24 protein-coding genes are annotated in these 23,663 nt (G+C 62.5%); 11 read left to right on the top strand and 13 right to left on the bottom strand.

Annotated elements, in window-relative coordinates:
* The first annotated feature begins 92 nt into the window (after positions 1–92).
* The gene (locus NPS46_RS02860; RefSeq protein ID WP_274104875.1) at positions 93–638 is read left to right on the top strand and encodes a helix-turn-helix domain-containing protein; all 546 of its coding nucleotides are present in this window, start codon (positions 93–95) and stop codon (positions 636–638) included.
* Between the two features lies 1 nt (position 639).
* Here the strand turns inward: NPS46_RS02860 and NPS46_RS02855 are convergent, their stop codons facing one another.
* A complete protein-coding gene (locus NPS46_RS02855) occupies positions 640–1,647 on the bottom strand; it encodes a DUF4917 family protein (RefSeq protein ID WP_274104874.1) in 1,008 nt (335 codons plus the stop codon).
* Between the two features lie 166 nt (positions 1,648–1,813).
* Here NPS46_RS02855 and yiaY point away from each other — a divergent pair, with 166 nt between their 5' ends.
* The gene (gene yiaY, locus NPS46_RS02850; RefSeq protein WP_274104873.1) at positions 1,814–2,962 is read left to right on the top strand and encodes an L-threonine dehydrogenase; all 1,149 of its coding nucleotides are present in this window, start codon (positions 1,814–1,816) and stop codon (positions 2,960–2,962) included.
* 70 nt (positions 2,963–3,032) lie between these two features.
* On the opposite strand, the gene NPS46_RS02845 is transcribed toward yiaY, so the two are convergent.
* Entirely contained in the window at positions 3,033–3,413 is a 381-nt protein-coding gene (locus NPS46_RS02845) for a hypothetical protein (protein ID WP_274104872.1), read from the bottom strand.
* A gap of 310 nt (positions 3,414–3,723) precedes the next feature.
* Positions 3,724–4,278 (bottom strand): DMT family transporter, encoded by a 555-nt coding sequence (locus NPS46_RS02840; RefSeq protein ID WP_274104871.1) that lies wholly within the window; start codon positions 4,276–4,278, stop codon positions 3,724–3,726.
* Between the two features lie 77 nt (positions 4,279–4,355).
* Here NPS46_RS02840 and NPS46_RS02835 point away from each other — a divergent pair, with 77 nt between their 5' ends.
* The gene (locus NPS46_RS02835; protein WP_274104870.1) at positions 4,356–5,282 is read left to right on the top strand and encodes a LysR family transcriptional regulator; all 927 of its coding nucleotides are present in this window, start codon (positions 4,356–4,358) and stop codon (positions 5,280–5,282) included.
* A 51-nt stretch (positions 5,283–5,333) separates the two neighbouring features.
* Here NPS46_RS02835 and NPS46_RS02830 read toward each other — a convergent pair whose 3' ends face one another.
* Positions 5,334–6,857: a fumarate hydratase gene (locus tag NPS46_RS02830; protein WP_274104869.1), complete on the bottom strand. Its 1,524-nt coding sequence runs from the start codon at positions 6,855–6,857 to the stop codon at positions 5,334–5,336.
* Between the two features lie 323 nt (positions 6,858–7,180).
* On the opposite strand from NPS46_RS02830, the gene NPS46_RS02825 reads away from it, so the two are divergent.
* The 3 genes from NPS46_RS02825 to NPS46_RS02815 are packed head-to-tail and all read left to right on the top strand — an operon-like array spanning position 7,181 to position 10,006.
* Positions 7,181–8,287, top strand: a complete 1,107-nt coding sequence (locus NPS46_RS02825; protein WP_274104868.1) for a GGDEF domain-containing protein — start codon at positions 7,181–7,183, stop codon at positions 8,285–8,287.
* Positions 8,280–9,215 carry an iron-sulfur-binding ferredoxin reductase gene (locus NPS46_RS02820; protein WP_274104867.1) on the top strand — a complete coding sequence of 312 codons (936 nt, stop codon included), beginning with the start codon at positions 8,280–8,282 and terminating at the stop codon, positions 9,213–9,215. Before NPS46_RS02825 ends, NPS46_RS02820 begins: the two co-directional genes overlap by 8 nt.
* Before the next feature lie 41 nt (positions 9,216–9,256).
* Entirely contained in the window at positions 9,257–10,006 is a 750-nt protein-coding gene (locus tag NPS46_RS02815; RefSeq protein WP_274104866.1) for an enoyl-CoA hydratase-related protein, read from the top strand.
* Positions 10,007–10,114: 108 nt separating this feature from the next.
* Here NPS46_RS02815 and pyk read toward each other — a convergent pair whose 3' ends face one another.
* A complete protein-coding gene (pyk, locus tag NPS46_RS02810) occupies positions 10,115–11,566 on the bottom strand; it encodes a pyruvate kinase (protein ID WP_274104865.1) in 1,452 nt (483 codons plus the stop codon).
* A gap of 161 nt (positions 11,567–11,727) precedes the next feature.
* On the opposite strand from pyk, the gene NPS46_RS02805 reads away from it, so the two are divergent.
* Positions 11,728–12,099: a tetratricopeptide repeat protein gene (locus tag NPS46_RS02805; RefSeq protein WP_274104864.1), complete on the top strand. Its 372-nt coding sequence runs from the start codon at positions 11,728–11,730 to the stop codon at positions 12,097–12,099.
* A 171-nt stretch (positions 12,100–12,270) separates the two neighbouring features.
* Positions 12,271–12,630, top strand: coding sequence for a PilZ domain-containing protein (locus tag NPS46_RS02800; protein ID WP_274104863.1), 360 nt, complete (start codon positions 12,271–12,273; stop codon positions 12,628–12,630).
* A 1-nt stretch (position 12,631) separates the two neighbouring features.
* Here NPS46_RS02800 and NPS46_RS02795 read toward each other — a convergent pair whose 3' ends face one another.
* Genes NPS46_RS02795 through NPS46_RS02770 form a run of 6 tightly spaced genes read right to left on the bottom strand, consistent with a single transcriptional unit; the run spans position 12,632 to position 19,401 of the window.
* Positions 12,632–13,963: a DUF58 domain-containing protein gene (locus NPS46_RS02795; protein WP_274104862.1), complete on the bottom strand. Its 1,332-nt coding sequence runs from the start codon at positions 13,961–13,963 to the stop codon at positions 12,632–12,634.
* Positions 13,964–13,976: 13 nt separating this feature from the next.
* The gene (locus tag NPS46_RS02790) at positions 13,977–14,993 is read right to left on the bottom strand and encodes an AAA family ATPase (RefSeq protein WP_274104861.1); all 1,017 of its coding nucleotides are present in this window, start codon (positions 14,991–14,993) and stop codon (positions 13,977–13,979) included.
* Positions 14,990–16,153: a DUF4350 domain-containing protein gene (locus NPS46_RS02785; RefSeq protein ID WP_274104860.1), complete on the bottom strand. Its 1,164-nt coding sequence runs from the start codon at positions 16,151–16,153 to the stop codon at positions 14,990–14,992. The genes NPS46_RS02790 and NPS46_RS02785 overlap by 4 nt, the downstream gene beginning before the upstream one ends.
* Positions 16,150–17,694 carry a DUF4129 domain-containing protein gene (locus NPS46_RS02780; RefSeq protein WP_274104859.1) on the bottom strand — a complete coding sequence of 515 codons (1,545 nt, stop codon included), beginning with the start codon at positions 17,692–17,694 and terminating at the stop codon, positions 16,150–16,152. The genes NPS46_RS02785 and NPS46_RS02780 overlap by 4 nt, the downstream gene beginning before the upstream one ends.
* Complete coding sequence (locus tag NPS46_RS02775) at positions 17,681–18,661, bottom strand: stage II sporulation protein M (RefSeq protein ID WP_274104858.1); 981 nt, start codon at positions 18,659–18,661, stop codon at positions 17,681–17,683. The genes NPS46_RS02780 and NPS46_RS02775 overlap by 14 nt, the downstream gene beginning before the upstream one ends.
* On the bottom strand, positions 18,658–19,401 hold the full coding sequence (locus NPS46_RS02770) for an RDD family protein (protein WP_425312691.1): 744 nt from the start codon (positions 19,399–19,401) through the stop codon (positions 18,658–18,660). Before NPS46_RS02770 ends, NPS46_RS02775 begins: the two co-directional genes overlap by 4 nt.
* Before the next feature lie 135 nt (positions 19,402–19,536).
* Here NPS46_RS02770 and sbcB point away from each other — a divergent pair, with 135 nt between their 5' ends.
* The gene (gene sbcB / locus NPS46_RS02765) at positions 19,537–20,964 is read left to right on the top strand and encodes an exodeoxyribonuclease I (protein WP_274104857.1); all 1,428 of its coding nucleotides are present in this window, start codon (positions 19,537–19,539) and stop codon (positions 20,962–20,964) included.
* A 110-nt stretch (positions 20,965–21,074) separates the two neighbouring features.
* On the opposite strand, the gene mvaT is transcribed toward sbcB, so the two are convergent.
* Positions 21,075–21,452: a histone-like nucleoid-structuring protein MvaT gene (gene mvaT / locus NPS46_RS02760; RefSeq protein WP_274104856.1), complete on the bottom strand. Its 378-nt coding sequence runs from the start codon at positions 21,450–21,452 to the stop codon at positions 21,075–21,077.
* Between the two features lie 342 nt (positions 21,453–21,794).
* On the opposite strand from mvaT, the gene purU reads away from it, so the two are divergent.
* Together purU and NPS46_RS02750 are read left to right on the top strand one after the other, a co-directional pair.
* Positions 21,795–22,643 (top strand): formyltetrahydrofolate deformylase, encoded by an 849-nt coding sequence (purU, locus tag NPS46_RS02755; protein ID WP_274104855.1) that lies wholly within the window; start codon positions 21,795–21,797, stop codon positions 22,641–22,643.
* Between the two features lie 33 nt (positions 22,644–22,676).
* Positions 22,677–22,841 (top strand): hypothetical protein, encoded by a 165-nt coding sequence (locus NPS46_RS02750; protein ID WP_274104854.1) that lies wholly within the window; start codon positions 22,677–22,679, stop codon positions 22,839–22,841.
* A 25-nt stretch (positions 22,842–22,866) separates the two neighbouring features.
* Here the strand turns inward: NPS46_RS02750 and NPS46_RS25240 are convergent, their stop codons facing one another.
* On the bottom strand, positions 22,867–23,631 hold the full coding sequence (locus tag NPS46_RS25240; protein WP_425312690.1) for a methyl-accepting chemotaxis protein: 765 nt from the start codon (positions 23,629–23,631) through the stop codon (positions 22,867–22,869).
* Between the last annotated feature and the right edge of the window lie 32 nt (positions 23,632–23,663).

Below are 23,663 nucleotides of genomic sequence, written 5' to 3'. Positions count from 1 at the left end.
TGGATCAGCAAATGACACTAAAGATGCTATATGACACAAAGTGTCATTGGCAAGGAATAACCGCTGGCTCCTTGATGGATTAATCGCTACGCATGTCTATCCGTTTGAAAATACTCAGGAAAAAACTTGGCGTGACGCTGGAGGCCCTGGCCGAAAAGTCGGGCATGACCAAGAGCTATCTGTCCAAGGTTGAGCGGGGCTTGAATACGCCGTCGATTGCGGCGGCGCTGAAGTTGGCCAAGGCCTTGAACGTCAAGGTCGAGGAACTGTTCAGCGACGATACGCCCAGCCTCGACAGCTACAGCCTGGTGCGCCATGACCAGCGCCAGTCCCTGTCAGCCAACGATCAGGCGCCGGGCTATGCGGTGCTGGCCCACCAGGTCAGCGAACGCAGCCTGTTGCCTTTTATCATCTACCCGCCGCGCGAGTTCACCGACAAGAGCTTCAAGGAACACCTGGGCGAGGAGTTCCTGTTTGTGCATGAGGGCCAGGTGGAAGTCGACTTCATGAATGAGCGGATCATTCTCGAGCGGGGCGACGCCTTGCACTTCAATGCCCAGAAACCCCATCGCCTGCGCTCGGTCGGCGAGGTGCAGGCGCAGTTGCTGGTGGTGGTGCACAGCCCCGAAGGGGCCTGATCTAGTCTTCGGCTGTGACCGCCAGGTCCGGGCTGCCCAGCGGGTGACTGGTGGCATCGAAGAAGTGCAGGGTGATATCACGGCCGACAAACAGCCCGGCGTAATGGCGTTTCTGATGCTGGATAAAGGCCTGGCTGCGCGGGTAGATCGAGATGGCCAGGGTCTTGACCTGCGCGTCGAGCAGGGCCTGGACGATATGCTTGTCCTGGCTGCCCAGGCCGTGGCCGAAGATGCACAGGGCACCGTGGTGCTCGGCCAGTTGGCTGTAGCAGAACGACAGGTAGTCCGAGTTGCGAATGGCCTTGAGCTTGTCCTCGGCGCTGCCCTCGCTGATAAACAATGGCACGTCGCCCAGCGTGTTGATGGCGAAGCTGCCCAGCAGTGTGCTTTCCGATGACGTCAGTTTGCGGGTGCTGCCATCGAGGTTCTTCACCAGGTGCAGGCCGCCGTGCAGATAGAGAATGCGCGTGCCTTTGGTTTCGGTATTGCCCAGGTCGAAGGTCGAGTCTGCGTTCCAGAACAGGTCCTTGAATTTCTGCGGCGCCTGCATGATGGCCCAGTAGTTGAGCAGGTCGTAGTTGGTGGTGTAGACGCTGCGGTATTCGCCCAGGGCCTGGTTGATCCGCAGCAGGCTCTCGGCCTGCACCTGTTTCCAGGGGATGTGCACCGAACGCACGGCGTGGATCAGGGCTTCCTTGATGGCGAAGTAGCGATTGCGCGGTGACGAGGAGCTGATGGTCAGGGCCGCGTTCACCTTGATCGTGGTCTTGAGGGCGCTGAGCACCTGCTCGAAATTGCAGGTGTCCATGGCCTTGAACACGCTGAGTTCGCTCAGGCCCAGGGGGCGATTGCGGGTGGTCTGGGCCTTCTCGAACAGCGAGTCGTAGGAGAACGCCGGCCACAGCGCCATGCTTGCGCCATTGCCGACCAGCAGGCCACTGAAGGGCGTGGTTGCGCGCAGTGCGTTCCAGTCCTGCAGATGGGCGTCGAATTCCTGGAATTGCATCATGCGGTTCGTCGTCTCGAAGCGTGTGGGAGGGCAGGGCGCGACTTTATCACGACCGGGTGTTGAGCCAGGTCAAGATGCCCCAGGGACTGTAGGACGATCCTAAATCCAACCGCTGGATTTCCCCCGAATCAGCGCAAAGGTTTGGTTTTCGCAAAGAGGATTCGTCATGAGCAGCACGTTTTTTATCCCCGCCGTTAACATCATGGGCATCGGCTGTCTGGATGAGGCCATGACGGCCATTCGCAATTATGGATTTCGCAAGGCTCTGATTGTGACCGATACCGGCCTGGCCAAGGCGGGAATGGCGACCCGGATCGCCGAGATGCTGGCGATGCAGGATATCGATTCGGTGGTGTTTGACGGTGCCAAGCCCAACCCCAGCGTGGCGAATGTCGAGCAAGGGCTGGAGGTGCTGCGCCAGGGCCGGTGCGATTTCGTGATCTCCCTGGGCGGCGGCTCGCCCCATGATTGCGCCAAGGGCATTGCCCTGTGTGCCACCAACGGCGGCAGCATTCGCGATTATGAGGGCGTCGACCGTTCGGCCAAGCCGCAGTTGCCGCTGATCGCGATCAACACCACGGCCGGTACGGCCAGTGAAATGACCCGTTTCTGCATCATCACCGACGAAGTACGCCATGTGAAAATGGCCATTGTCGACCGCAATGTGACACCGCTGTTGTCGGTCAACGACCCGGCCCTGATGGTCGCCATGCCCAAGGGGCTGACCGCGGCCACCGGCATGGATGCCCTGACCCATGCGGTCGAGGCCTATGTGTCCACGGCGGCGAACCCGATTACCGATGCCTGTGCGATCAAGGCCATCGAACTGATCAGCGCCAACCTGCGCACGGCGGTCAGCGACGGCCACGATTTGCAGGCCCGGGAGAATATGGCCTATGCGCAATTCCTGGCGGGTATGGCGTTCAACAATGCCTCGCTGGGCTATGTGCATGCCATGGCGCACCAGTTGGGCGGCCTCTATGACTTGCCGCACGGGGTCTGCAATGCCGTGTTGTTGCCCCACGTGCAGAGTTTCAATGCGCTGGTCTGCCCGCAACGGCTGAAGGATGTGGCCAAGGCCCTGGGGGTCGAGGTGAGCGGCATGAGCGCCGAAGAAGGCGCCCAGGCGGCCATTGGTGCGATTCGGGTATTGGCCAAGGATGTTGAAATCCCGGCAGGTTTGCGTGAGTTGGGTGCCAAATTGGCTGATATTCCGTTACTGGCCAGCAATGCCCTCAAGGATGCCTGCGGCCTGACCAACCCGCGCCCGGCGGACCAGCGGCAGATTGAAGAGATCTTCCGCAACGCGTTTTGACGCTCGCCGGCTTTGCCTGTAAACGCCATCGCCCCTTCAGGTGGAATGCTTGAAGGGGCGATGGCTTTTTTTAGGTGGCGTTTGCGTGGGAGTAGTCGTGCTTCGGCGACTCATCGAGCAGTGCGTCGACGATGGCTCGGGCCATTTCCACGCCATGTACCAGTGCGCCGATCAAGCCACGCTCGACGCCGCTCCCCAACTCTGTCACTTCGTCGCAGATCTCTTGCGCGCCTTTGAGCAATAGTGACGCCTGGAGCAGGGCTTCTTCAGCGCTGATACCGGGACGAACGGCAAAGAATGCACTGGCGGGCCGTGCGGTGGTGGAGCCCAGGCTGTCGAGCAGGGTTGGGCTGTCGGGGTGGTTGGCAAGCCTTTCGCGGACGCGCTCAAGTTCGATATCGAGGCAATGATCGATCTGGATAAGGGGAGGATCGGGAACGATTTTTTTCATGGCGTAGCTCCTGACTTGAGTAAGGAACCATCACCGTCCGTGACCAAACGAAGGGTGGTGGTCTGTACGCGGGTTGGTCAACCGGAAAGTCAGGCACCCGGCGCACCCGAAGGTGCCCCACGCACAGCCCACCATAAAGCTACAAACGAAAGTAAACGTTATGGGTAGAGATCGCGCTTGTTTGCCTGAGTCGGGTGACCAAACCCGGTCACTGATTGTGCAATGACGGACGAAGACTAGCCATGACCCTAGCCAGGCACAAGCGCCGAGGATTCTCTAGGAAAATTCCCGCGAACGAAAGGAAAACGGCTCACTTCAGAATGACAGCAGGTGTCGATGTGTCGGCAGTCGTGACCGGGGCGCTGTCATGCTGGGGAATCGCTGTGGGCTGTTGCACCGGGCTGCGAGGACCGCCAAACTGGATCAACAGCAACGCGCCGATCAGCAGTGCAACTCCCAGTAACTGCTGCAAACTGATCGGCCGTTGAGTCAGGCCAAACAGGCCGAAATGGTCCAGGGCGAGGGAGGCGATCAGCTGCCCGCTCAGTGCCAGGGCAATAAACCCCGCCGCTCCCAGGCGTGGCAGCAGGATCAGCGCCAGGGAGATAAAGCACACGCCAAACGCGCCACCGGCCCACCACCACAGTGGCGCCTTGGCCGCAAAGCCCAGGCTCGGTAACGGCAGGCGCAATGCCAGGATCACCGGTAGCAAGACGGCAATGCTGACCAGCAACGAAGCGAGCGTTGCCCACAGCGGATGCCCCAGGCCTCGGCCCAGATTGGCATTCAGTGCACTCTGGAACGGCACGACGGCCCCGGCAATCACCGCCAATATCAACAATCCAGCCCAGTGCAAGGTACTCATCGCGCGTCTCCAGCAGGTTTTTCTGGACTCTAGGTCATTCGCCGCGCAAATTTAAATTCCCTATTCATATCCAGAACATGCATCAAATGAATGATCTGCGCCGTATCGACCTCAACCTGCTGGTGATCCTCGATGCACTGCTTGGCGAGCAGCACGTCACCCGTGCTGCCGAGCGCCTGCACTTGAGCCAGCCGGCGGTCAGCCATGCCCTGGCGCGCTTGCGCGACCTGTTGGGCGATCCACTGTTGGTCCGGGTCGGTGCTAGCCTGGTACCCACCGCCCGGGCGCTGGAGCTGGCCGGCCCGCTGCGTGAAACCCTGGTCCAGGTGCAGGCGCTGCTGGCGCCCAACGCCTTCGACCCCGCTTCGGCCCGGCGGCGTTTTCACCTGGCAATGTCGGACTACGGTGCGGCCTTGCTGTTGCCGGGTCTGGTGCGCCTGTTGCGCCAGGAGGCGCCGGGCATCGATCTGCAGATCACCCAGGCCAGCCGCGAAGGCATGGTCGAGCTGCTGCTCAATGGCGATATCGACCTGGCGGCCGGGGTCTTTCCCGATATTCCCAATGAGCTGCGCTGCACCCAGCTATTCGAGGAGCACTACGCCTGTCTGGTGGATCGACGCACGCTGGAGGTCGACCAGACGTTGAACATGGCGCTGTACCTGAAACGGCCCCATGTGCTGTTGGAAATGCGGGGCAGCGGCACGGCGGAAATCGAGCGGGCGCTGACGGCCATTCATCAGCGTCGCCATGTGGCAATCAGCTTGCCCCACTGGAGCGTGGCCCCGCAGTTGATTGCCGGCACGGACCTGATCCTGACGGTGGCCTCGCGCACCCTGCGCAGTATCGACGACCCCGAACTGGTGGTTGTGCCGCCACCGTTCCGGCTGCCGTCGTTTGCCTTTGTCTTGGCCTGGCATAAGCGCCGTGATGGCGATCAGGCCTTGAACTGGCTAAGCCAGCAAATGGCCAGGGTCCTGGCGGCCAGTGAGAAACCGGCGGGATAAAAAAAGGCGAGCGGGATAACCCGCTCGCCTTCTGTCCTTTCGGGAACGTGCTTACTGCACTTCCACCGCCAGGCTTTCACTGATTTTCTTCTGCCAGATGGCCGGGCCGGTGATGTGTACCGACTCGCCGTTGCTGTCGACGGCAACGGTCACGGGCATGTCCTTGACGTCGAACTCGTAGATCGCTTCCATGCCCAGCTCGGCAAAGGCCACGACACGGGATTTCTTGATCGCCTGGGCCACCAGATAGGCTGCACCGCCAACGGCCATCAGGTACACGGCTTTGTGTTCCTTGATGGCGTCGATAGCGGTCGGGCCGCGCTCGGACTTGCCGATCATGCCCAGCAGGCCGGTCTGGTCGAGGATCTGGCGGGTGAATTTGTCCATCCGCGTAGCCGTAGTCGGACCGGCAGGGCCCACCACTTCGTCACCGACCGGATCGACCGGGCCAACGTAGTAGATAAAGCGCCCCTTGAGGTCCACCGGCAGGGTTTCACCCTTGTTCAGCATCTCGACCATGCGCTTGTGCGCCGCGTCGCGACCGGTGAGCATCTTGCCGTTGAGCAGTACGGTTTCGCCCGGCTTCCAGCTCTGCACATCTTCCGGGGTCAGGGTGTCGAGGTTGACGCGACGGGCCGACGGGCCGGCTTCCCAGACGATTTCCGGGTAGGCGTCGAGTGGTGGCGCTTCCAGCGAGGCCGGGCCGGAGCCGTCAAGCACGAAGTGCGCGTGACGGGTGGCGGCGCAGTTGGGGATCATGCAGACCGGCAGCGAGGCGGCATGGGTCGGGTAGTCCATGATCTTCACGTCGAGCACGGTGGTCAGGCCACCCAGGCCCTGGGCGCCGATGCCCAGTTGGTTGACCTTCTCGAACAGCTCCAGGCGCATTTCTTCGATGCGGTTGGACGGGCCGCGAGCCTTGAGCTCGTGGATGTCGATGGATTCCATCAACACTTCCTTGGCCATGACCGCGGCTTTCTCGGCGGTGCCGCCGATGCCGATGCCGAGCATGCCCGGTGGGCACCAGCCAGCGCCCATGGTCGGAACGGTCTTGAGCACCCAGTCGACGATCGAGTCGGACGGGTTGAGCATGGCCATCTTCGACTTGTTCTCGGAACCGCCGCCCTTGGCCGCCACGTCCACTTCCACGGTGTTGCCCGGGACGATGGAGTAGTGGATCACGGCCGGGGTGTTGTCCTTGGTGTTCTTGCGCGCACCGGCCGGGTCGGCCAGGATGGAAGCACGCAAGACGTTTTCCGGCAGGTTGTAGGCGCGACGCACGCCTTCGTTGATCATGTCGTCCAGGCCCATGGTCGCGCCATCCCAGCGCACATCCATGCCCACGCGCACGAACACGGTGACAATACCGGTGTCCTGGCAGATCGGCCGGTGGCCGGTGGCGCACATGCGCGAGTTGATCAGGATCTGAGCCATGGAGTCGCGGGCTGCTGGCGACTCTTCGCGCAGGTAGGCCTCGTGCATGGCCTGGATAAAGTCCACGGGATGGTAGTAGGAGATGAATTGCAGGGCGTCGGCAACGCTCTGAATCAGGTCGTCTTGCTTGATCACGGTCATGGGTCGCGCTCCTCTATAAGACGGGAACATTAAATAAGGTGTTTGCGACCTGGGTATGTCTGGTCTGTCGAAAACATCTTTCAAGGCTGGGCTGGCACGAGGCCGGCACAAAAAGGCGCGGTAGTATAACCCGCCACGCTGTAGGACACATCCGCGAGCGTCTCAAACGAAGGTCGCGCAGCCGGGCGGCACTGTTTTTGCGTGGCTGACGTGCCAACTTGTACACGCGACCAAATTTGAATAGTTATTTTTTGGATACCTCTCTAAAGTGGCAAGTGGCTTCTACGGGTAGGAAACCCTTTCTCAGCATGGTGAGCCAACGAGTGACTCATAACGCGATACAGCAGTTGCTGTTGAAGCGCTTCGCCTTGGCGGCGGGGACTTATGTGCTGGTCCTGACCCTGGTTTGGGTGGCGATTTTGACGGATCACTATCGCGCTCCCACGCATACCGCCCTGTTCAGTAGCGGTCTGGTACTGCTTTGCCAATTGGTCCTGGGCGTGGTGTTCTACAGCGGCTGGAACCTGCGTTTCGCCGACCCGAGCCTGACCCAGGTGCAGATCGTCCTGGGGATCTTCTGGCAGACCTACCTGCTGAGCCATTTGCAGGAGGCGCGGGGGATCTTTCTGGCACTTTACCCGCTGATTCTCTTGTTCGGTCTGTTCCATCTCACGCGGCGCGCCTTTATCGGGTGTGCGGCGCTGGCTTTTTTCTGCTTTGCGTCACTCAATCTTTGGGAGGGTTATCACTTCCAGTTGGCAGCGCCGAGCCTGGCGCTGTTGCAGGTGTGCGTGCTGCTGGTGGTGCTGATCTGGCTTTGCCTCTATGCCATCTATGTCCAGGCTTCGCGGCAGCGCATGCGCCAACGCCGCTTTGCCCTGCAGGCGCATCAGGACACGCTGCGCGGGATGATGCGCCAGCTGGAAGACCTGGTGGCCACCGATGAACTGACCGGCCTGTTCAATCGCCGGCATTTCCTGCGCCTGGCTTCCCGGGCGCTGGAGAGTATGGAGAACCGGCAGGCCCATGGCCTGGCGCTGATCGACCTCGACCATTTCAAACGTATCAACGATGTGCACGGCCATGCGGCCGGCGACCAGGTTTTGCAGGCGTTCGCGGGCGTGGCCAGTGCCTGCCTGCGCCAGGGCGACATCCTGGCGCGCTACGGTGGTGAGGAATTTGTGCTGTTGTTGCCCGATGCCACGCCCGAGCGCCTGACGGCATGTTGCGAGCGCTTGCGGCTGGCCTTTGCCGAGGTGGTGTTGGTGGGCTTCACGATCAATGACTTGAGCCTCTCGGTGGGCATGACCCTGCTGCAGGTCGGGGATGACCTCGACAATGCCTTACACCGTGCCGACCAGGCGCTGTATCGGGCCAAGCGCGATGGGCGCAATCGCTGTGCCGCGGCCTGGGAACACAGTGATGCCTGAGTTGGTGGTCGGTGAGCGACGCTGGTCGGTGGCTTCGGGCAGCAACCTGCTCGATGCCTTGAACCAGGCTGGGGTGGCGGTGCCCTATAGCTGCCGGGCTGGCAGTTGCCATGCCTGCCTGGTGCATTGCCTGGAGGGTGAGCCCCGGGACAATCGCCCTGAGGCCCTGGCCGCCGGACAGCGTCGGCTGGGCTGGCGCCTGGCCTGTCAGTGCGAGGTCGACACGGACCTGCGGGTGGCGGTGTTCGATCCACTGCGCGATGGCTTGCCTGCGACGGTGCTCGCGCTCGACTGGCTGAGCCCGAGCGTGTTGCGCCTACGCCTTGCGCCTCAGCGCCCGCTGCGCTACCAGGCCGGTCAGCACCTGGTGCTCTGGGCCGGTGCAGTGGCGCGCCCGTATTCGCTGGCCAGCTTGCCGCAGGAAGACGGTTTCCTGGAGTTTCATCTGGATTGCCGTCTCCCGGGCGCCTTTAGCGATGCGGCGCGGGCCTTGGTGGTGGGTGATCGCCTGAGCCTGGGCGAACTGCGCGGTGGCGCACTGCACTATGACCCCGACTGGCAGAATCGGGCGCTATGGCTGCTGGCGGCCGGTACGGGGCTGGGCCCGTTGCTGGGGGTACTGCGCGAAGCCTTGCGCCAGGATCACCAGGGTGAAATCCGTCTGATTCACCTGGCCCGCGATGCCAGTGAGCACTATGCCCGCGAGCCCTTGGCGGCCTTGGTCGCCCGCCATGGCAACCTCCAAGTGGACTACTGGACGGCGGCCGAGCTACCGGCTGCTTTGGCGCAATTGCGCCTTGTTTCCCGGCAAACCCTGGCTTTACTCTGCGGGGCGCCAGACAGTCTCGAGGCTTTTTCCCGACGGCTGTTCATGGCGGGATTGCCCCGTAGCCAACTACTGGCCGATGCGTTTCTGAACGCGGGCTGAGACGGCTGCTCAAGACTCAATAACAATAAGCGAGCCACTGGATGAGCGACGCCGTAATCCTCGAGCGCGAAAGTGGGCTGCTGTCCTTGCGCCTCAATCGCCCTGATAAAAAGAATGCCCTGACGCGCGAAATGTACAGCCAGCTGGCCATTGCCCTGCAACAGGCCGACGCGGACCCGACCGTCAGGGTCGTGTTGATCAGTGGCAGCAGTGAGTGTTTTACCGCCGGTAACGATATTGCCGACTTTCTCGAAGATCCTCCCAGCGGACCGCAGAGCCCGGTATTTGTGTTTATGCGCAGCGTGCTGGCGTGTCGCAAGCCTTTGGTCGCGGCGGTGGCAGGCTCAGCCGTGGGCATCGGCACCACGCTGTTGCTGCACTGCGACCTGGTCTATATCAGTGCCGATGCCCGGTTGCGCATGCCGTTCGTCAATCTTGGCTTGTGCCCCGAGTTTGGTTCCAGCCTGATTTTGCCGAGGTTGCTGGGCCAGGCCCGGGCGGCGCAACTGTTGCTGCTGGGCGAGGGGTTCAGTGGCGAACAGGCAGGCGCCTGGGGCTTGGCCAGTGAAGTTCTGGCCAATGGACCGGCGGCTCTGGCGCGGGCGCGGGAGATGGCCGGGCGGTTGGCCGAACTGACGCCGACGGCGGTGCAGATCAGCAAAGCGCTGATGAAGGCGCCTGATCGCGAGCAATTGCTGCAGGTGATTGCGCAGGAAGGCGAGTTGTTTGTGCAGCGCTTGCATTCACCCGAGGCACTGGCGGCCTTGTCAGGCTTTTTGAGCAAGCGCTAGCCGCTTGTCGCCGCAGTCACGACAAAGGCATGGCTCAGCAGTTGCCCTGATAGCAAAAAGCCCCGCGGTGTGCGCCGCGGGGCTTTTTAATGGGCAAGGACCTGGGCCTTAGACCATCGGGTCGCCGACATGCAGGATCTTCATGCCATTGGTGCCACCGGTGGTGTGGTAGCTGTCGCCCTTGGTCAGGATGACCCAGTCGCCTTTCTCGACCACGCCCAGCTTGAGCAACTCGTCGATGGCCGCCTGGCTGACCTGCTCTGGCGGCAACGAGGCCGGGTCAAATGGCACGGTGTACACGCCACGGAACATGGCCGCGCGCGCCTGGGTTTCACGGTGGGGGGAGAATGCGTAGATCGGCACCGAGGAGCGAATCCGCGACATGATCAGTGGCGTATAGCCGCTTTCGGTCAGGGCAATGATCGCCTTGACGCCAGGGAAGTGGTTGGCGGTGTACATGGCCGCCAGCGCAATGCTCTGGTCGCAGCTTTCAAATGTGGTGCCCATGCGGTGGCTGGAGGTCTTGCTGGTCGGGTGCTTTTCGGCACCGACGCAGATCCGCGCCATGGCCTGTACCGCTTCGAGCGGGTAGGCACCGGCGGCACTTTCCGCCGACAGCATCACGGCGTCGGTGTAGTCGAGCACGGCGTTGGCCACATCGGACACTTCGGCGCGGGTCGGCATCGGGTTCTGGATCATCGACTCCATCATCTGGGTCGCGACGATCACGGCCTTGTTATGACGGCGGGCGTGCAGAATGATTTTTTTCTGGATGCCCACCAGCTCGGCATCGCCGATTTCCACACCCAGGTCACCCCGGGCAACCATCACCGCATCGCTGGCCTTGATCAGGCCGTCGAGGGTTTCATCATTGGCCACGGCTTCGGCGCGTTCGATCTTGGCGACCAGCCAGGCGGTACCGCCGGCCTCGTCGCGCAGGCGGCGGGCGTATTCCATGTCGCTGGCGTCACGTGGGAAGGAGACGGCCAGGTAGTCCAGGTCCATCTCGGCAGCCAGCTTGATGTCGGCCTTGTCTTTCTCGGTCAGGGCTGGCGCCGTCAGGCCGCCGCCGCGACGGTTGATGCCTTTGTGATCGGACAGCGGGCCGCCGATCAGCACGGTGCAGTGCAGGGCGTCAGCGGTCGCGGTGTCGACACGCATGACCACGCGGCCGTCGTCGAGCAGCAGCTCGTCGCCGACACCGCAATCCTTGACCAGGTCCGGGTAGTCGATACCGACGATATCCTGGGTGCCGTCTGTCAGCGGATGGCTGGTGGAGAAGGTAAAGCGATCACCGACCTTGAGTTCGATGCGCTTGTTGGCAAATTTGGCGATACGGATTTTCGGGCCTTGCAGGTCACCCAGCAGTGCGACGAAGCGCCCGTGCTTGGCGGCGAGGTCGCGTACTAGCTGGGCGCGAGCCTTGTGCTCATCGGGCGTGCCGTGGGAGAAGTTCAGACGGGCAACGTCCAGGCCTGCAAGGATCAACTGCTCCAGCACTTGCGGCGAGTTGCTCGCAGGGCCAAGGGTGGCGACGATTTTGGTACGACGAACAGACATGCAAAGACTCCTGAGTTCAAGCGCAGCGAAAGGCTACTATGGTCCGTTGCTGTAGTCATTGTTCCTACGCACTACTTTTTGCTGATCCGATTGTTTGCTTGATACGGCCTTGAAGATTTCCGCCCAGGGGTCGATACACTGCTGTGAACAGGAGATACCCCATGCGAATTTTGCTCGTTTTAATGATGGCGGCCAGTGTCGTCGGTTGCACCCGTTGGGCGATGAACCAACACCTGAACAATGCCTATTACGCCTATGACAAGGGCGATTGCGACCGCGTGATGATCGAATTGTCCAAGGTCGACCGTGATAGCCGGGCGCGCCGCTATATCCAGCCGGAAGTCTCGATGCTGCGCGGCCAGTGCCTGGAGCGCCAGAAACTGTTCCTCGATGCTGCCCAGACCTATCAGTACATTCTGGCCCAGCACCCCAGCAGCGAGTATGCCTACCGTGCTCGTGCGCGCCTGGAGACCTTGCAGCAGCTTGGCCATCTGCGTGCGATGCCAGCGCAACCCAAGCCCGCACCGCTGTAAGCGCGGCGTTCGATGACGGGTGAAATTTAATCGGGTCGAGTCGCCGGGCTGGACTAAGATCTGATCTGCACAGGGCTGTGCGCCCCAAGCGTGTCTCGGCGCTATCGTCGGGGCGCGCGCCATGCACTAGCGCGGTCATGCTGAATGGCCTTTGAGCAAGTGATGACCGCCATGTTGACTCATCGCCGGATCGAACGCCGGCAATTGCCCGGTTTTCTGCGCGTTTTCAACCGTTTCACGGACAGCACCGTGGGCTATCTCGGCAATGTCTCCGAGCAGGGCCTGATGCTGATCAGCCAGTTGCCACTGCTGGTCGGTGGCCACTTCCAGCTGCGCCTGAAGGTGCCCGGCCTGGATGGCAGTCTTCTGTTTATCGATCTGGAGGCCGATTGCCTGTGGTGCCGCGAAGATGCCACGCCCGGCTACTTCGATTCGGGCTTTGTGTTGCGTGAGGCACCGGGTGACTACGTGCAACTGATCCGCGCCTTGTCCTGCTATTTCAGCTTTCGCCCACTGCCAGCCTCGGCCTGACTCACAGCGTGCCGGCTTTTTTCCAGCTTAGATAACGGCTCACCAATTCGGCGCCAAACTCGCTCGGCAAGGCATCGAGCACGGCGATGCCGTGGGCGGCAAGGCGCTCGTGCTGGATGGCGCGGGCGTTCAGATAGTCGATGGAGCCGCAGTAGGCGAGCGCCTCGGGCAGGGTTTGCACGGGCGCCTGGCGCAGTTGGTCGAGGACTTCTTCACGCAGGCTGGCGACCAGTACCCGGTGCTGGCGGCCGATGCGCTTGGCCGCGCCGAGCAGTTCTTCTTCATCTTCATCGCCCAGGTTGGTCACTAGCACCACCAGCGCCCGGCGTTTCTGGCGGGCGAGCAACTGGCTGGCGGCGGCCTGGAAGTCCGCCGGGCGCTGGCTGCTGTCCAGGTCGTAGACCGTATTGAGCAACACGTTGAGTTGGCCGCTGCCCTTGACCGGCGCCAGGTAGCGCGGCTGCTCGCTGGCAAAGGTCCCCAGGCCCACGGCATCGCCCTGGCGCAAGGCCACATAGCTGAGCAGCAGGCAGGCGTTGAGGGCGTGATCGAAGTGCGTCAGTTCGCCGTCCTGGCTGCGCATACGGCGTCCGCAGTCGAGGAGAAAGACGATCTGCTGGTCGCGTTCATCCTGGTATTCACGGGCGATGGGGGTGCGCTGGCGGGCGGTGGCTTTCCAGTCGATCTGGCGCAGGCTGTCGCCTTCGCGGTACTCACGCAACTGGTTGAACTCCAGTCCCTGGCCGCGGCGCTGGCGTTGGCGCACGCCGAGCTGGCTCAGCCAGTTGTCCACGGCCAGCAGCCGGGCGCCGTATAACCGGGCGAAGTCGGGATAGACCCGGGTGGCGTCCGCCACAGCCAGGTAACGGCGTTGGCGCCACAGCCCAAATGGGCTGGGCAGGCTGATTTCGCACTGGGTGAAGTTGAAATGCCCGCGCTTGAGCGGGCGCAGTCGGTAGCCTAGTTGGCTGTCTTCGCCGGGGTTGAGTGGCACGGTCTGCGGCAGATGTTCGAAAGTCAGGCCTTCGGGTGGGTGATCGAAGAGGTCGATGGCCAGGGGCTGGCGGTAGTCGTGCTGCACCTCGAGACGCACTTCGCTCCAGCGGCCCAGGGCCAGGCTGCCAGGCATCTGCCGGCGCAGGCGCGGTGACGGCAGGCGGCGCAGGCGCAGGGCATCGAGGGCGGCGAGCAGCAACAGCGCCAGGAGCAGGCCCCAGCCAATCGGCTTGAGGCGCTGTGCGAAGGCGATATCGAGCAGCTCCAGCGTGCCCTGCAGCAACCCGAAGGCGGCCAGTACGGCGAGCCAGATCAGCAACAGACGGGACGGCTTCATCGACGAAGGCTACTCATAGTCGCGGTGCCGGGACCTGGTCGAGCAACTGCCTGAGCACTTGCTCGGCCGAGAGGCCTTCGATATCCAGCTCCGGCGCAACGCGCACGCGGTGGCGCAACACTGCCAGCGCACAGCCCTTGATGTCGTCGGGCAGGACAAAGTCGCCGCCGCGCAGTAGGGCTCGGGCACGACCGCCGCGTACCAGAGCGATGGAGGCGCGCGGCCCGGCGCCCAGGGTCAGGCCCGGCCAGTCGCGGGTGGCGCGCGCCAGGCGCACGGCGTAGTCGAGCACGTGCTCATCCAGCGGCAGGTCACTGGCAATGCGTTGCAGGGCCAGGACGTCCTTGGCCTGGAGCACGGTGCGCAGGGGTTGCACATCGAGCATATCGGCGCGGGTCGAGTGGGTGACCTGGCGGACCATCTCCAGCTCCTCGTCGGCGGCAGGGTAGTCCATCCGCAGCTTGAGCATAAACCGGTCGAGTTCGGCTTCGGGCAGCGGGTAGGTACCTTCTTGCTCGATTGGGTTTTGCGTCGCGAGCACCATAAAAGGCTGGGCGATGGGCAAGGCCCGGCCTTCAAGGGTGACCTGGCGTTCCTGCATGGCTTCGAGCAGGGCGGCCTGGGTCTTGGCCGGTGCCCGGTTGATTTCGTCGGCCAGCAACAGGTTGGTGAACAGCGGCCCCTTGCGCAGCTTGAACTGCTCGCTTTGCAGGTCGTAGACCGCATGGCCGGTGACATCGCTGGGCATCAGGTCGGGGGTGAACTGGATCCGGGCGAATTCACCGCCAAAACATCGGGCCAGGGCGCGGACCAGCAGGGTCTTGCCCAGCCCCGGTACACCCTCAAGCAGCACATGACCACCGGCGATCAGCGCGGTCAGCACATCGTCGATCACGGCCTGTTGGCCGATCACTGCCTTGTTCAGTTCCACCCGCAGGGCCTGGGCCAGGTGGCTGGCCCGCTGGCGCTGCTGGGCGGCATGTTCCTGCGGGTCGAGGGCAGGCGGGGTGTGCGGCAATTCTTCGCTCATAAGGCATTCCTGAGGGTTTGCAGGTGCGCGACCTGGCGGCAGAAGTCGGCGCTGGACAGGCGCTCCTTCGGTCGTGGGCGCAGGGCCTGGCTGATGGCGCTGGTCGGTTGGCGGGTCAGGCGCGACAGCACCTGCCATTGTTCGGCCACGGGCAGGCGTTCAAAGCCGGGATAACGCAGCCGGGCACGGCGCTGGATATCTTGCTGCAGGTTATGCAGCAAGGTTGTCTGGCCGCTGCGGCGCAGGAGAAAGTCGGCACTGGCGCGCAAATGCTCCAGCAACTGGCGTCGGGCCAGGGGCGTGGGGGCCTGCAACGGGCCCTGGCGCAGGCCGATATGCCAGAGCCACAGGCCGACCAGGGCCAGCAAGGCCAGTAGGGCCTGGGGGAAATAGCGCCACAACTGGCTGAGCAGATTGTCGTGGGCAGTGTTTAAGACCAGGGTCACGTTACTGTCCTGGGTCAGGTACCAGAGCAGCCAGGCATTGTCGTACTGGGCGATGGTCGGGTTTTTCCAGAGGTTGGCGTCACTGACCACGGTGATGGTTCCCAGGCCATGGTCCAGTTGCATCAAATGGGTCGCGCCTGCGCTGTTGGCCCAGGCCCGGGCCTGGTTATCCGGGTCCTCGAGGTGCAACTCGGGGATAAAGCCGAAGTAGGCGGGGGTAGGTTCGTGTTCCAGATAGAGCTTGGTCAGGCTCGGGAATGGCTCGTCAGGCACCTGGGCGGGGTCGTCCTTGAGATCCTTGCTGAGCCAGAGTTGCACGCCCAGGCGGTCGAGGAGCGGGTCGCCGCTTTGGCCGCTGTCCGGGTCCCAGTTTTTCTCGGCGGCCACAAGAAGGCGCCCGCCGGTCGTGACCCACTGGAGCAGGTCATCGACCTGGCGGGCCGACAGATTACCGCGCGGGCCCAGCAGCAACAGGCTCTCCTGGCGGGTTTCGAGTCGAGAGAGCACACCCAGGCTGCTGGCGTGGGTGACATTGAGCCCGCGCCCGCGCAGGAAATGTTCGGCGGCCAGGTAGGGGTTGCTCCTGGCTTCGGGCGCCGGACCGTGGTCGATGACTTGTTGATAAGGCTCGATGTGCTTGTACAGGAACAGCCCCAGGCAGGCGGCCAGCACCAGGAGCAACAGGCCGAGTAGCGTCGCCGTACGCCGGGTCATGGGCGTGGCTCCCGGTCGAACAGTTGCCGCCAGCCGGCGCAGAGTTGTTGCTGCACGTGCGCCGAGGGCAGGCGATGGCCATAGGCAAGGTTTTGCCAGTGCTGGGTCAGGGCCTGGCTGTACTCCTTCAGTGCCGGTTGCTGGAGCAAGGCGACCCGCTGCAGCACCTGGCCTTCGGTGTCGGCGTCCTTGAGGGGCAGGTGCCAGTCATGCAACAGATGGCTCAACAGCCCGCGGTACAACAGCCCCAGCGCCTCGCGCGGTTGGCTGGCCCACAGGCGCTCGGCGGTGCTGGCGATATCGTCCGGTAGGGTTTCGGCGCCGACGGCCAGCCCGAACAGTTGGGGTGGTGTCTCGCGCCGGGTGTTCAGTCGTGGTTTCGGGCGGCGGCTGACAAAGGCCTGTAGCCACTCACGGTAGCGATAGACCACTAGGGCAAGGGCGGCGATCAGGCTCCCCCAAAGCAGCACTTCAATGGCTTTGGCCAGAGTGGCCAGCCACTGGCCGTCGAAGCCTTCGAGCCAGCGTTTCAGCCATTCGGGTGGCGGGCTGTCCTGGGGCTTTTCGGCCGGCTTGGCGGTTTCGATCAGGCGCCAGCGGGTGACGGTCTGCGGGTTCTTGAAGGGCGGGGCGGCGAGGATGTTCTCGATGGCCTGGCGCGCAGCCTGGCTGTTCAGCGGTTGTTGTAGCAGGCGCGGGCTGTCCGGTCCTTCGGGTTCAGCGGCCCAGGCGGCAGGCGGTGGTGTGAGCAGGCACAGGCTCGTGGCGATCAGCAAGGCAGCGGCCACGCCACTGAGGCGCTGGCGCAGGCGGCGAAAGACCAGTTCGATATCCCAGGCTTCGAGGGCGGTGCGTCGGTTGAGGTACAGGCTGAAGCCGCAGGCCACGTAGATCGGCTCCCAAATCACCAGGACCAGGGCGTAGAGACTGTTGCTCAGGTGTTCGAGCCAGCGCCATTGCTGGTCGCTGCCGGCCAGCAGTTTTTGCCAGCTCCAGTCCTGCTCGACCTGTGACGGCAGGAACAGGTAGAGCAGGCCAATCAGGCCAATCCAGAACACGCCCTCCAGGTGCAGGCCGATCAGCGTCAGCCAGCGTGGCGCCTGGATATTGCCCCGGCGCAGCACCGCCAGACGCTGCTGGCGGGCATTGCCAGACAGGCCTTCGAGTTGCTGGACCGGCAGGGTGAAGCTGCGGCTCAGGCTGAACCGACGCCAGGTCAGGCTGGCCAGCCATTGCGGTTTGAGCAGGCGCGGGAATTCGCGCAGGGCCTGGCCCAGAGTCGGCGTTTCGCCGAACAGGCTGGTGGAGAGAATATAAAGAGGCAGTCGCTCGAAGGCCGGCTTGAGCCACCAGAACAGCAACATGGCCGTCGACGGCGATTCCCAGAACACCAGGCTGAGCAGGAGAAACACCGGCAGGCTGACCAGCGCCCAACTGGCCATCAGCAAGCGCCGCTGCTGCTGTGCCATCAGGACGCCCAGGTCCATGGCTTCCCAGGTACTGCGCGGGCGAATCGCCACGCTGGCGTCAGACAGGCGCATGGCGTTGGCGTCCGGCGCCGATCAGATAGGCCGCGACCAGCAGCCAGAGGGCGGCGCCGACCAGGTACTTGAGGCCCGGTGAGGGCGCGGTCATGGAGGACCAGTAGGCTTCTATAAAGGCCGCGATCAGGAGAAACAGGGTGACCCCGCCGATCATCCGCACCCCCTGCCTGGCGGCCAGGCGCAGGGCTTCGCTGCGGGGCAGGCGGCCGGGCGCCAGCAGTGCCCAGCCCATCTGCAGGCCGGCGGCACCGGCCAGGGCGATGGCGGTCAGTTCGAAGGCGCCGTGGCCGATCACGAAGGACCAGAACGTCTGGCCATAACCGATCTGTGTCAGATGGCCGGCAATCGCCCCGATCGCCAACCCATTGAACAGCAGGAAGAAGCCGCTGCCCAGGCCGAACAGCAGGCCGCCGGCGAAGGTCTGAAAGGCGATGCCGATGTTGTGCATGATGTAGTAGCCGAACATCATCCAGTCTTCGCTGGCCGCCCGCTCGGCCGAGCGCCCCAGGCGGCTGGAAGCGGGGTCGTACATGTTTTGCATCTGCTCGACCTGCGCGGTGTCCACCACGCTATAGACCAGGTCGGGATAGAACTGGATCAGCAGGGCAATGCTTAGCAGGCTGCCGAAAAACAGCAGGCTGGAGGCCAGTACAAAGCGCCACTGCTGGCGGACCAACTGCGGAAAACCGGCGAGTACAAAACCGAGCAACTGCGCGCCGGCCTGGCTGCGATGGCGATAGAACTGCTGGTGGCCACGCAGGGCCAGTTGCTCCAGCGGGTCGACCAGGTAACTGCTGTAGCCGCGTTCGCGGGCCAGGGCCAGGTGTTGGCAAAGGCGCCGGTAGTCCTGGGGAAACTGGCGGCATTCATCGGCCCGGGCCTTGCCTCGCTCCAGCCGGCCCAGCAGTTGCTCGAAGCGCTGCCACTGGGGCTGGTGTCGGGTTTCGAACTGGCTTTGCTTCACGTCGGCCCCAGGAGGCCGCGGGCCAGGCTGTTGATTTCGTTGGGCGCTTGTTCTGCAGGCACTGCCAGTGGTTCGGCGAGGATGGCCGCCAGCTCGCGGGCCCGGGCCGCAGATAGCTGGCTCTGGCGCTCGGCAAAACCGAGAATGGCCCGTTGCTCCTCGAGCTTGAGCACGAAGGGGGCTTGGCGTGGCGGTGCTTGGGGCAGTTGTGGGCGCGGCTTGGGCCGCTCGCGGTAGATCACCAGCGTGCCGGCGGCGAGGTCGCCGAGGCGCTTGAAGTTGGGGTGTTGCAGGCAGGTGATGGCACCCAGGCAATAGCCGAACGGCAGCATATCAACCACGCGTAGCAGATTGCGGATCAGCGAGGCGGGCCAATCGATAGGCGTGCCATCGTCGTGTACGACCCGCAGGCCCATGATCTGCTTGCCGGGCGAACTTCCCTGGTTGAGTACTTCGAACAGCACCATGTACCACCAACTGAGTATAAACAGCAGGATCGAGCCCAGGCCAAGCCCCAGATTACCCAGCCAGGCTAGCGCAAAGAGCAGTCCGGCAAAAATCCCTGCGCGCAGGCCTAAATCAATGGCGAAGGCCATCGCCCGGGACATCAGTCCGGCGGGGTGCAGGCGTAGATCGATGCCTTCGGGCGTTTCGACCTGATAGCGGGTATCGAGGGGAGCTGGCAGCGTGGCTTTCCTTGGCGGGACCTGAGTGCGGGTCGGTGCGACGGGGCTGAGCAGGCAGGCCGATGCTAGCCAGCAGCGGCGCGTGAAGCAACTTAACTTGCATCGTATCGATATAGCAGTACGCCATGGATTGAGCTGGTCATCCCCAGCCCCTAGACTTCCCCGCACTTTCAAATGCAGGACAGGCCCGTGACTTCGATCTTCTGGTACGACTATGAAACCACCGGCATCACGCCGCGTTGCGACCGTGCGTTGCAGGTCGCGGGCATTCGCACGGATGCCGAGCTCAATGAAATTGAAGCGCCCGTGAATCTGTACTGCCGGCCCAGCGACGATATTCTGCCGCACCCGATGGCCAGCATGATTACCGGCATCACGCCCGATTGCCTGGCCGAGCGGGGCCTGGTCGAGGCGGACTTCATCACCCGCGTCCATGCCGAGCTGGCCCGCCCCGGCACCTGTGGCGCCGGTTACAACACGTTGCGGTTTGACGATGAGGTCACGCGCTACAGCCTGTATCGCAACTTCTTCGATCCCTATGCGCGCGAGTGGCAGGGCGGTAATAGCCGTTGGGACCTGATCGACGTGGTGCGCACTGCCTATGCGCTGCGTCCCGAAGGCATTACCTGGCCCGAAGAGGAGGGGCGGGTCACCCTGCGGTTGGAGCGTTTGACTGCGGCCAATGGCATTGACCATGGCCAGGCCCACGATGCGCTGTCCGACGTGCGCGCGACCATCGCCCTGGCGCGGCTGATTCGTGAGCGGCAGCCGCGCCTGTATGACTGGCTGTTTCAACTGCGCAGCAAGCAGCGGGTCATGGATCAGATCCGGCTGCTGCAGCCCATGGTGCATATTTCCGGGCGTTTTTCTGCCGCGCGGCATTTTCTGGGAGTGGTCCTGCCGCTGGCCTGGCACCCGCGCAACCGTAATGCACTGATTGTCTGTGACCTGGGGCTCGATCCGCAGCCCTTGCTGGAACTGGATGCCGAGAGCCTGCGCCAGCGCTTGTATCAGCGGCATGACGACCTGGCGCCGGGGCAATTACCGGTCCCGCTCAAACTGATTCATATCAACCGTTGCCCGGTCGTGGCGCCGCTCACTGTGTTGCGTGCGCAGGATCAGCAGCGCCTGCAGCTTGATATGGCGGTGCAGCAGCGTCGGGCTGAGCAATTGATTGAGCAGCAACAAGTTTGGCAAGAGAAACTAGCGGCGCTTTATGCGCAGGAAGACTTTACCCCCAGTGAAGATCCCGAGCAGCAGTTGTACGACGGATTTCTGGGGGACCGAGACCGGCGTTTATGCGAGCAAGTGCGTGTGGCCGACCCGCAGCAATTGGCCCAGAGTGCTTGGCCATTTGATGATGAACGTTTGCCCGAGTTGTTATTTCGTTATCGGGCGCGCAACTTTCCCGAGACCCTCGATATTCAGGAGCAACAGCGCTGGCTGGAATTTTGCCGGCAGCGTTTGACGAAGCCCGAATACGGTGCACCGAATACCTTGGATAGTTTTAGCGAGGCCATGGCTCAATTACGCGCTAGTGCGACTGCCGAGCAGGGTCAGGTACTTGATCAGTGGCAGGCCTATGCACGCTCATTGCGCGAAAGATTGGGGCTTTGAACGGATAAGGCCCGCCGAGCGAGAAAAGGCGGGAATAAAAAAACGCCAGTGAACTGGCGTTTTTTTTGAAGAGCTGCGCGTCGCGAGTCGGCGTCGCACGCCTCTGGCATTTAGCCCAGCAGGGTTGCCCAACCTTCAACGACGTCGCTGCCCCACTTGGCTTTCCACTCTTTCAGCGTCTTGTGGTTGCCGCCTTTGGTTTCAATGACTTCGCCATTGTGTGGGTTCTTGTACTGCTTGACCTTACGGGCACGCTTGGTGCCGGTAGTTTTGGCGGCGGCGCGTGGTGCTTTGCTGGTTTTTGCATCCGGATCCAGCAAGGCAATGATGTCACGCAGCGACTTACCGTTTTCCGCCATCAGTTTGCGCAGCTTTTCTTCGAACTCCAGCTCAGCTTGAAGTTTGCCGTCTTGGGACAGGCTTTCCAGGCGGGCCTTCAGCTCTTTGATAGCTTCTTCTGTGGCGCGATATTCGTTGATCAGGGACATGGGGCTACCTTATGTTGGAGGCGGGTTATAGGGGGATGTGGCGTAATAATAGTCAGACAGTTTCAGCAAGTAAACAAAATAACGGCCTCTATATTAAATGTTTGAAAAAACCTTACACTCCTAACTGATATGCCAAATTAATTAGAAGGCCTATTGTGCTGGTTAATCGGTGCGGGCATTTCAGTGCGGCGACTAACAGCTTGGTCGTCCGGCACGGGGGCTAAGAGTAACTAGCGCCGACCGCTCAGGCGGGCGGGGCGATTAATGCTCATTGAGTACTGCAATTTTGCTGGCGTAATCGCTAGAATGGCCGCCTTTGCGAAGTTCTGGAGTTTCCCCCTCATGCGCACTTTTCGGCTGGTGATTGCTTGCCCAGACGGTGTCGGTATCGTTGCCAAAGTCAGTAACTTTCTGGCGTCCCACAACGGCTGGATCACTGAAGCGAGCCATCACTCGGACACCCACAGCGGTTGGTTCTTTATGCGTCACGAGATTCGTGCCGACTCTCTGCCGTTCGGCCTGGAGGCCTTTCGTGAGGCGTTTGCGCCGATCGCCGAAGAGTTTTCCATGGTCTGGCGCATCACCGACACCGCACAGAAAAAGCGTGTGGTGTTGATGGCCAGCCGCGAATCGCACTGCCTGGCCGATTTGCTGCACCGCTGGCACAGCGACGAACTCGATTGCGATATCGCCTGTGTGATCTCCAACCACAATGACCTGCGCAGCATGGTCGAGTGGCATGGCATTCCTTACTACCATGTACCGGTCGAGCCGCAGAACAAGGAGCCGGCCTTTGCCGAGGTCTCCCGCCTGGTCAAGCACCATGACGCCGAAGTGGTCGTACTGGCGCGTTACATGCAGATCCTGCCGCCGGCGCTGTGCACCGAGTACGCACACAAGGTCATCAATATCCACCACAGCTTCCTGCCTTCGTTCGTAGGTGCCAAGCCTTATCACCAGGCGTCCCTGCGTGGCGTCAAGTTGATCGGCGCAACGTGCCACTATGTGACCGAAGAGTTGGATGCCGGTCCGATCATCGAACAGGACGTGGTGCGTGTCAGCCACAGCGACAGCATCGAGGATATGGTGCGGTTTGGTCGTGACGTCGAAAAAATGGTGCTGGCGCGCGGCTTGCGCTATCACCTGGAAGACCGCGTGCTGGTGCATGGCAACAAGACCGTGGTGTTCTGATAGCCCCCAGCGGGCTTGCAGGGAGGGGTTTCCATGAGTGATCCACTCGACAAGGCCACTGCCCAGGCCCCGCCCACCCTGGGCGAGGGCTGCCTGAGCCGCTTCGATCCCGAGGCGCTCGATCAGGACGACGGCACCGAGTTTCCCGGTGCCGCCGAACTCTGGAAGCAACTGCAGGACACGCCGCCGGAGCCTTGACTCGCGCCGGCGCCTCCTACGCCACTTAGATGCGGAACGTCCCGACCAGATGCTTCAGGCGTGCAGCCTGCTGCTCCAGGTCGGTACAGGCGCGCAGCGTCGCTTGCAGGTTCTCCACGCCCTCCTGGTTGAGGGTGTTGATCTCGTTGATGTCCATGTTGAGCGACTCGACCACGCAATGCTGCTCTTCCGTGGCGGTGGCGACCGACTGGTTCATGCCATCGATTTCACCGATGCGCTGGGTCACGCTGCTCAGGCGCTCGCCGACCAGATTGGCGATTTCCATGCTTTCCTGGCTATGACGCTGGCTGTCGCCCATGGTGCTGACCGACTCGCGGGCCCCGATTTGCAACTCCTCGATCATGTTCTGCACCTGTTGCGCCGACTCCTGGGTGCGATGGGCCAGGTTGCGTACTTCATCGGCCACCACAGCGAAGCCACGGCCGGCTTCGCCTGCGCGAGCGGCCTCGATGGCGGCGTTGAGGGCCAGCAGGTTGGTTTGTTGGGAGATGCTGGTGATGACCTCCAGAATCTGGCCGATGTTCACGGTCTTGCTATTGAGCGATTCGATATTGGTACTTGAAGCACTGAGCATCTGCGACAGTTGATTCATCGCGCCGATGTTGCGCTCGACCACTTGTTGGCCCTGTTCGGCCAGGCCGCGTACATCGCTGGCCTGATGCGAAGCCTGGGCGGCGTTGCGGGCGATCTCCTGGGCGGCAGCCCCCAGCTCGTTGATGGCGGCGGCAACGCTATTGGTGCGGCTGGCCTGCTCATCGGAGTTGTGCATCGAGGAGTTGGACGCACTGACCACGCGCAGGG

Origin of the sequence: Pseudomonas putida (assembly GCF_028682395.1) — a bacterium.
Taxonomy (GTDB): Bacteria; Pseudomonadota; Gammaproteobacteria; order Pseudomonadales; family Pseudomonadaceae; genus Aquipseudomonas; species Aquipseudomonas putida_AB.
This window is presented reverse-complemented; position numbering and strand designations above follow the sequence as displayed.